We start from the raw sequence: 1,075 nt of genomic DNA, 5'->3' as shown, positions 1-1,075 counted from the left end.
CTGCGACACATCGGTCGTGCTCGGCTCTCGCCATGCCAAGAAGCCGATCGAGTTGAAGATTCCGATCACCATTGCCGGCATGAGCTTCGGCTCGCTGTCGGGTCCGGCCAAGGAAGCGCTCGGACGCGGCGCTACCCTGTCGGGCACCTCGACCACGACGGGCGACGGCGGCATGACCGAGGAGGAGCGCGGCCATTCCAAGCAACTGGTCTATCAATATCTGCCGTCGCGCTACGGCATGAACCTGCGCGATCTGCGCCGCGCCGATGCGATCGAGGTCGTCGTCGGCCAGGGCGCCAAGCCGGGTGGCGGCGGCATGCTGCTTGGCCAGAAGATTTCGGATCGTGTCGCCGAAATGCGCACGCTGCCGAAAGGCATCGACCAGCGCTCGGCCTCACGCCATCCCGACTGGACCGGACCCGACGATCTCGAGATCAAGATCCTCGAATTGCGCGAAATCACCGACTGGGAAAAACCGATCTACGTCAAGGTCGGCGGCGCGCGCCCCTATTATGACACGGCGCTTGCCGTGAAGGCCGGCGCCGATGTCGTTGTCGTCGACGGCATGCAGGGCGGCACCGCCGCCACCCAGGAAGTGTTCATCGAAAATGTCGGCCAGCCGACGCTTGCCTGCATCAGGCCGGCCGTGCAGGCGCTGCAGGACCTCGGCATGCACCGCAAGGTGCAGTTGATCGTCTCCGGCGGCATTCGCAACGGCGCCGATGTCGCCAAGGCGCTGGCGCTCGGCGTCGACGCGGTCTCGATCGGCACGGCGGCCCTTGTCGCGCTCGGCGACAACGATCCGCGCTGGGAGGCGGAGTACAACGAGCTTGGCACCACGGCCGGCGCCTATGACGATTGGCACGAGGGGCGCGACCCCGCCGGCATCACCACGCAGGATCCGGAACTGATGAAGCGGGTCGATCCGGTGACTGCCGGGCGCCGGCTGGCGAACTACCTCAAGGTGATGACGCTTGAGGCTCAAACGATCGCCCGCGCGTGCGGCAAGAACAGCCTGCACAATCTCGAACCCGAGGACCTGGTCGCGCTGACGATCGAGGCAGCCGCCATGGCC

General features: G+C 66.3%; 1 protein-coding gene. It reads left to right on the top strand.

Annotated features, from left to right (window positions below; translation table 11 throughout):
- Positions 1 to 1,075: FMN-binding glutamate synthase family protein (locus EN884_RS36780; protein ID WP_164895454.1), on the top strand; the 1,075-nt coding region annotated here is incomplete at both ends.

This window comes from Mesorhizobium sp. M7A.F.Ca.AU.001.01.1.1, assembly GCF_004022735.1.
GTDB lineage: Bacteria > Pseudomonadota > Alphaproteobacteria > Rhizobiales > Rhizobiaceae > Mesorhizobium > Mesorhizobium ciceri.
This window is presented reverse-complemented; position numbering and strand designations above follow the sequence as displayed.